This is a genomic window from Pseudoneobacillus rhizosphaerae, assembly GCF_917563885.1.
Classification (GTDB): domain Bacteria; phylum Bacillota; class Bacilli; order Bacillales; family Cytobacillaceae; genus Pseudoneobacillus; species Pseudoneobacillus rhizosphaerae.
Genome location: NZ_CAKJTG010000022.1, coordinates 75,316 through 82,792 on the forward strand (window position 1 = coordinate 75,316; position 7,477 = coordinate 82,792).

Consider the following 7,477-nt stretch of genomic DNA (forward strand, 5'->3'; position numbering starts at 1 on the left):
AGTAAAGGCTTTTCTTGTTGCTGTTTATTTATATATCTCAAGAAAAGGAATACAGTTGGATTTTAAAGCCTAAGGAAATTGCGAGGATTTTTTTTTGGTGCTACACGTATCAACGAGTTGATAAAGAAGGTACTTTTCATACGGAATGGCTTGAAAAATAGAATACACTTTAAGGAGGAGTACAATTGACAAAGCAATGGTGGAAGGAAGCGGTCATTTACCAAATCTACCCTCGTTCCTTTAAAGATTCTAATGGTGATGGGATCGGTGATATTAATGGAATTATCTCTAAGCTAGATTATCTAAAAGAGCTTGGGATTGATGTCATTTGGTTATCACCAGTATATCAATCTCCGAATGATGATAATGGGTATGATATTAGTGATTATCGTGCCATTATGGATGAGTTTGGAACGATGGCAGATTGGGAAATGCTTTTAGATGAGATGCATAAGCGTGGTATTAAACTTATCATGGACCTTGTTGTAAATCATAGCTCTGACGAACATGCTTGGTTTATGGATTCGCGTAAAGCCAAAGATAATCCATATCGTGATTACTATATTTGGCGTGAAGGTAAAGATGGTAAGGAGCCAAACAATTGGGAGTCCGTGTTCAGCGGCTCTGCTTGGGAATATGATGAGGCAACAGGCGAATATTTTCTACATTTATTTAGTAAAAAACAACCGGATTTAAATTGGGAAAATCCAAAGCTTCGTAGAGAAGTTTACGATATGATGAATTATTGGCTAGAAAAAGGAATTGATGGATTCCGGATGGATGTTATTAACTTCATTTCCAAAGTTCCTGAACTCCCAGATGCGAGAATACCCGAAGGAAAGCAGTATGCACCCGGTGGAGATTATTTTATGAATGGTCCTCGCATCCATGAATTCCTTCAGGAGATGAATAAGGAGACTGTTTCCCAATATGATGTGATGACGGTTGGAGAAATGCCTGGAGCTAGTGTAGAAGAAGCGAAGCTGTATACGGATGAAAATCGCCATGAAACGAACATGGTTTTTCAATTTGAACATGTTGATTTGGATGCTGGGCCAGGGGGGAAGTGGGATTTACGTCCATTAAAGCTTGCTGATCTACGCGACAACTTCACAAAGTGGCAAAAGGGACTAGAAGAGATTGGGTGGAATAGTCTTTATTTAAATAATCATGATCAACCTCGGATGGTCTCACGATTTGGAAATGATAAAACTTATCGAGTTGAGTCAGCAAAAATGCTGGCTACTTTCCTGCATACACTTAAGGGTACTCCTTATATTTATCAGGGTGAAGAACTTGGTATGACGAATGTACGATTTGATACGATTGATGATTACAGAGATATTGAGATTCTTAATATGTATCGTGAAAAAGTAATCGAAAACGGTGAAGATGTTCAAAAAGTGATGGAATCGATATATGTGAAGGGGCGTGACAATGCGCGAACGCCAATGCAGTGGGATGAAAGTGAACATGCAGGTTTTACAACGGGAACACCTTGGTTAAAAGTGAATCCAAACTTCAAAGAAATAAATGCAAAACGAGCTACAGCTGATTCGAACTCTGTTTTTCATTATTACAGGAATCTCATTCAACTTCGCAAACAAAATCCTATTATGGTGTATGGTTCCTACGATTTAATCCTACCAGACCATGAACAAATTTATGCTTACGTAAGAAGATATGAGGGACAGACCTTACTAGTAATGTTGAACTTCTCAAGTGAAAAGTCAGTATTTGAATTACCTACCGATGTAAGTTATGTAGACAAGAAATTGTTTATTCATAATTATGAGGTAAGCGATGATGAATCCATTGAAAAAATTGAATTAAAGCCATATGAAGCACGAGTGTATATGTTAAAATAATATCTTTGTCGAAGCTATCTTTTTATAAGATAGCTTTATTTTTGTACATATTTTATTATGAAAATGAGAGGTGATCAAATTGGAAGTTCAAGAAATGCATATTAGGCTCGTTATCGCTTTAAATGAATGGGATCCATTTAAATTGGGGTTTGGGCAATATGAAACAGAAATCGCCGATGTCGTACAAGCTGTACATACATCAGATAATGAGGAAAAACTAGCTACTAAAATTCAAGACATATACGAATTCTCCTTTGAAGAAATCATCCCAAACGATGAATGTAGGAAAATCGCAAATCAACTATTACAAATCAAACATGCAGGTAGCTGCTCACTTTAGTTATTTAAAGCGTCGGGGGACTGTCCCCCGACGCTTTAAACTGTTAAAGAAGTAGTAGTTAAGGTGAAGTTAAGTATATACTGGAATATCTCTTCAGGGCGTTCTTCAGGTACTAGGTGACCAGTCTTTTCAAGTATGATTATTTTGGAGTTTTTTAAATCCTTTTTTAACCGCTTACCAATTTGGACTGGAACCACTTTGTCATGCTCTCCCCAAATGAGTAAGCAAGGTGTTTCGATTTTTTTGAGCTGCTCAGGTGTTAAATCGCCTTCACGGTCCCGAATCATTTTTGTTAAGCCCTTGAAAATCTCGTTGTCTTGAGTAAAGGGCTGCAAGTATCCTGTTAACATTACCTCATCTATTAAGCTATGGTCATGGACCACGTTTCTTAAGTTCTTTTCCACACCAGAGCTTGCGAGCCAACGCTTTACATATAGATAAAAAAATGGAATATAGCTTGATAGGATTAGCGGAAGCTTAGAACGCTTTAAGTAACCTGAACTACATAGCAATACTGCCTGTTCAACTAGTTCTGGTCGTAGATAGCAAACATTTAAAGCAACTTGCCCTCCCATTGAATGCCCAATTAACATAACTTCCTTTATTCCAAGATGTTCTAGCAAACGAATGACGGTTTTCGCCTGATTCTGTAGTGAATAGGTATAAAAGGTTGTCTTACCGCTTTTTCCAAAGGGCGGAAGGTCAACCGAGATGACATTGAAATCTTTACATAATAACGGCATTAAACGCCGAAAGCTAAAGGTCGAAGACAGAAAACCATGGAGAAGTACGACTGTTTTTTCAGCAGTTGGGTGGACGTAATATTCGTAATAAATATTTATTTTATCTATCTCAAAATGTCCTGTTTGAAAACCATTATTCATATCCTTCCACCTTTCCAAAGTATTTTACTATTTTACCCATGTAATAAAATTCCACACTATAATAATGAGTATTCTAGAAATTTTAGACCAAAAAAAAGAGGACTAACCGATTCGGTTGTCCACTTCAAAAAGGGGGGAATACTAGAAAGCTTATGATAATAGGCTTACCAGTTTTGCACCTTTTTATACATTTTTGACCATAATTTTTTTTATGATTTTCCTTATAGTTAAAGGAAACCAATTGTATTAAGAAATACAGCAATAATGGCTATTGGTACTATATATCGTATCAAGAAGTACCAGATATTAAATAAAAGTCCTATTCCTTTTGACCCATATTCCAGCTCTTGCTTGACCAGTTTTCTTGGTATTTTATAACCGACAAATAGGGATATAAAAAGGGCACCTAATGGTAAAGCTAGGTTGCTTACGAGATAATCCGCAAGATCGAAAATAGATTTACCAAATAACTTCACATCAGATAATACTCCAAAGGATAGTGCACTTGGAACACCAACAAGGAAAATGAGTAATCCGGAATTCCAAGATATAATCTTACGCTTTTCAGTTTGATCCTTAGCTATCGAAGCAACGACGATTTCTAAAATTGAAAAAGCCGATGTTAATGTCGCAAATAGAAGTAGTATTAAAAAGATGGTTAAAAATATCCCTCCCAATGCTATTTCATTGAATACGGCTGGTAAAACGACAAAAACTAATCCAGGGCCAGCACCAGGCTCAAATCCGAGCGCAAACACAGCGGGAAAAATAACGAGTCCTGCTATAATACAAATAAAAACATTTAACCCTGCTACTGATAATGCCGATTTTGTCATATTTTCCTCTTTTGATAAATAGGAAGCATAGGTGACCATTACCGATATCCCTACACTTAGTGCAAAAAAGGCTTGTCCTAGAGCGAGAAGGATAGTCTCCCCAGTCATATTTGAAAAATTGGGCTTGAGGAAAAATTCTACCCCTTCCCAAGCACCTTCTAATGTTAAAGACCTAATCATTAACACGATAAATAAAATGAATAATGCAGGCATCATATAACGGCTAGCTCGTTCAATTCCTTTTTGAACTCCACCTTGAACGACCCAAATGGTTAAAATCATAAAGGCAAATTGAGCAATAATGACCTCAACCGGATTGGAGATGATTTTTTCAAAGAGGGTTCCGTATTCCTGTTGTGAAAGCCCTGATAAGGAACCTGTAAAGCTACGAAAGAGGTAGGATAGAATCCAGCCACCAACTACACTATAAAAGGATAGAAGAATAAAGGATGCAATGACTCCCATATATCCAAGGAAATACCAAGGGGTTTTAGGAGCAAGTTGCCGATAGGCTCGAACCGCATCTTTTCCTGCACTTCTTCCAATAATAAATTCAGCTAGAAGTATTGGAGTTCCAATAAATAAAGTAAAAAGTAAAAACAATAATAAAAATAAGCCTCCGCCATTTGTTCCCGTCATATAAGGGAACTTCCAAATAGCGCCTAGTCCGATAGCCGAACCAGCTGCAGCTAAAATAAACCCAATCTTAGAGGTCCACTGTTCTGGTTGTTTCATGAGTTATCTCCTTTTAAGCAAAAAATATATCATTTAATAATACTATGCTTCGACAAAAAAGGATATAGAGGAATAAATACATTAATTTTTGTAATTTCTCTTGTACTATGATATAATTTTTAATTGCGTATATACAGGAAAATTTAATAAGAATATTAGGAGTGTTTTTATGACAGAAAAAATCGAAGTAGGCAGTATTGTAACAGGTAAAATAACAGGTCTTCAACCATATGGTGCGTTTATTGCGTTAGACGAAACTCACCAAGGGTTAGTTCATATTTCAGAGATAACTCACGGTTTTGTAAAAGATATTCACAGTCACCTTAAAGTTGGTGAAGAAGTAAAGGTTAAAGTATTATCAATTGATGAAACAGCAGGAAAAATTGGCTTATCCATTCGCGCAACGGAAGAGGCACCAGTTAATCCGGTTGAAAAGGTAAAAAAACAACCTCGTAAGCGTCCAGTGCCTATTAAGACGGAATCCGAAATGGAACAAGGATTTAATACGCTAAAGGATAAACTTCAAGAGTGGATTGACCAATCTCAAAAGTAAGATTTATTAAGGATAAATAAGAAGAGAGCGAGAAAAATCTCGTTCTCTTTTTTATATGCAAATATTTTTTGCAGTAAGATTATTCATTCTTTGCTAATCTTCCATTTTTTTATTCGATATTGTAGATTTTGTCTGCTCATTCCCAGTGCTTTAGCTGCTTTTGTAACATTAAACTCATGGTGCTTAAGAGCTTTTTTTAAATAGTAGGTTTCCGCTTCCTCCATATATTCTTCTAAAGGTTTAATGTTTCTTCCTTTTTGAATAAGCATTTCATCTAAATCTTTTTTTGTATTTCTTTCAGATTGAAATTGCGGTTTGTTTCGGAATTGAATCGGCAAAAAGGAATACGTGAGAATTTCTTCATGCTCCAATAAATTCATAGAGCCTTCAATAATATGTTCCAATTCACGGACATTACCAGGCCATTCGTATTCTAACAGCATGCTCCAAACCTCTGAGGAAACTGACTTTACATTCATCGCAAACAAATGATTATATTTATCGATAAAAAATTGAACAAGATCCTCTATATCCTGCTTTCGTTCTTTTAAGGGTGGAATGAAGATTGAAACAACACTTAATCGATAGAATAAATCCTTTCTCAATCTCCCCTTCGAAATGGCATCAATCGGATCTTCGTTAATGGTTGCGATAATCCTTACGTCTACCTCTCGGTCCTTTGTATCTCCTATTCTTCGAAATGTCTTCTCTTGTATGACCCGGAGCAATTTTGCCTGAAGGGTAGGGTTCATCGAGTTGATTTCGTCTAATAAAAGAGTTCCACCATCTGCTTGCTCGAAAAGACCAGGTCGCTCAACTGCTCCAGTAAATGCTCCTACTCTCGTTCCAAATAAAATTCCTTCAATTAAACTGTCTGGTAAGGCGGCACAGTTTTGTGAGACTAAGGGCTTTGACATACGATTACTGCCATTGTGAATACTTTGAGCAAATAATTCCTTACCTGTTCCCGTTTCGCCTATAATAAGTATTGACGAATTGGTACGGGTCGCTCGTTTGCTAGTATCGATTACCTCTTGAATTTTATCGCTACTTCCAATAATGCTTTCAAATGTATATTTTGTATTTCCTTTTTTGAAAAGATTTTCCCTCAATAACCGTTCGTATTTCGTAACATCTCTAGCTATTTCGACTGCTCCAATTTGAATGCCCTTATCGATAATTGGGAAAGTATTGTTGATAGTAGTGATTTCCTTCCCTTTATTGTTGTAATAGGTCTGTTTTGCATTTTTGATGCTACTACCTTTGTGTAATGCCTCTAATAAAGTGCTATATCCGTTTTGAGCAAATGAAAAAACGTCCAATAAGTTTTTTTCTAATACATCCTCCATTTCCATGCTTTCTATTTCCATCATCTTTTTATTATAAAAAATCGTCTTTCCCTCAGCGTTTACAACATGGATACCGATTTCTATATCGTCTAAAACCTGCTGATACATTTTATTCTTTTGTAAAAGCTCCTTTAGTTCTATCTCCTCATTCATAGCTGATCCCCTTCAAACGAATTCGATACTATTATAAATAACTGCAACTGAAGGTGCAATTATTTTTTGCACTCTAAATTGGTGTTTTTCATATATGTGCAAAAAAAATTTGCTTTTGAGGGCCGAATATATCGTTTTTTCTGCATATTTAATTTGGCACGAAAATTGCAATAATAATTAACGGTGAATAAAAAAGTTCTATAAAATGTGATAAGGGGGATTTTTCCATGGTACAACCATACAAACATGAGCCATTTACAAATTTTGCGGAAGAAACAAATCGCAATGGATTTTTAACCGGCTTAAAAACGGTAGAAGGTTATTTAGGTCAAGATTACCCATTAGTGATTGGTGGAGAAAAAATTACGACTGAAGATAAAATTGCTTCTTATAATCCAAGCAATAAAGAAGAATTAATTGGCCGTGTTTCAAAGGCAAACCGTGACCTTGCTGAACAAGCGATGCAGGCTGCTGTTGAAGCATTTAAAACATGGAGAAAAGTAAAGCCAGAAATCCGTGCGGATGTATTATTCAAAGCTGCAGCGATTATTCGTCGTCGCAAGCATGAGTTCTCTGCGCTGTTAACAAAAGAAGCCGGAAAGCCATGGAACGAATCTGATGCAGATACAGCTGAAGCAATTGATTTCTTAGAATTCTATGCTCGTCAAATGCTACAAATTAAAGATGGTGTTCCTGTGAACAGCCGTCCGAATGAATATAATCGTTATGACTACATTCCGTTAGGAGTAGGAATCATTA

At 36.3% G+C, this 7,477-nt stretch carries 7 protein-coding genes; 4 read left to right on the forward strand and 3 right to left on the reverse strand.

Annotated elements, in window-relative coordinates:
• Nucleotides 1–185: 185 nt before the first annotated feature.
• Nucleotides 186–1,868 carry a glycoside hydrolase family 13 protein gene (locus tag LRP83_RS17275; protein ID WP_230497938.1) on the forward strand — a complete coding sequence of 561 codons (1,683 nt, stop codon included), beginning with the start codon at nt 186–188 and terminating at the stop codon, nt 1,866–1,868.
• 70 nt (nt 1,869–1,938) lie between these two features.
• Nucleotides 1,939–2,208: a DUF1871 family protein gene (locus LRP83_RS17280; protein ID WP_354002355.1), complete on the forward strand. Its 270-nt coding sequence runs from the start codon at nt 1,939–1,941 to the stop codon at nt 2,206–2,208.
• 35 nt (nt 2,209–2,243) lie between these two features.
• Here the strand turns inward: LRP83_RS17280 and LRP83_RS17285 are convergent, their stop codons facing one another.
• Entirely contained in the window at nt 2,244–3,092 is an 849-nt protein-coding gene (locus LRP83_RS17285; RefSeq protein ID WP_230497940.1) for an alpha/beta fold hydrolase, read from the reverse strand.
• A 227-nt stretch (nt 3,093–3,319) separates the two neighbouring features.
• Nucleotides 3,320–4,663 (reverse strand): sodium-dependent transporter, encoded by a 1,344-nt coding sequence (locus LRP83_RS17290; protein WP_230497941.1) that lies wholly within the window; start codon nt 4,661–4,663, stop codon nt 3,320–3,322.
• A gap of 169 nt (nt 4,664–4,832) precedes the next feature.
• Between LRP83_RS17290 and yugI the strand changes: the two genes are divergently transcribed.
• Nucleotides 4,833–5,216: a S1 domain-containing post-transcriptional regulator GSP13 gene (yugI, locus tag LRP83_RS17295; RefSeq protein WP_230497942.1), complete on the forward strand. Its 384-nt coding sequence runs from the start codon at nt 4,833–4,835 to the stop codon at nt 5,214–5,216.
• Between the two features lie 83 nt (nt 5,217–5,299).
• Here the strand turns inward: yugI and LRP83_RS17300 are convergent, their stop codons facing one another.
• A complete protein-coding gene (locus tag LRP83_RS17300) occupies nt 5,300–6,718 on the reverse strand; it encodes a sigma-54 interaction domain-containing protein (RefSeq protein ID WP_230497943.1) in 1,419 nt (472 codons plus the stop codon).
• 227 nt (nt 6,719–6,945) lie between these two features.
• Between LRP83_RS17300 and LRP83_RS17305 the strand changes: the two genes are divergently transcribed.
• A partial coding sequence (locus LRP83_RS17305; RefSeq protein WP_230497944.1) for an aldehyde dehydrogenase family protein occupies nt 6,946–7,477 on the forward strand: 532 nt, incomplete at its 3' end.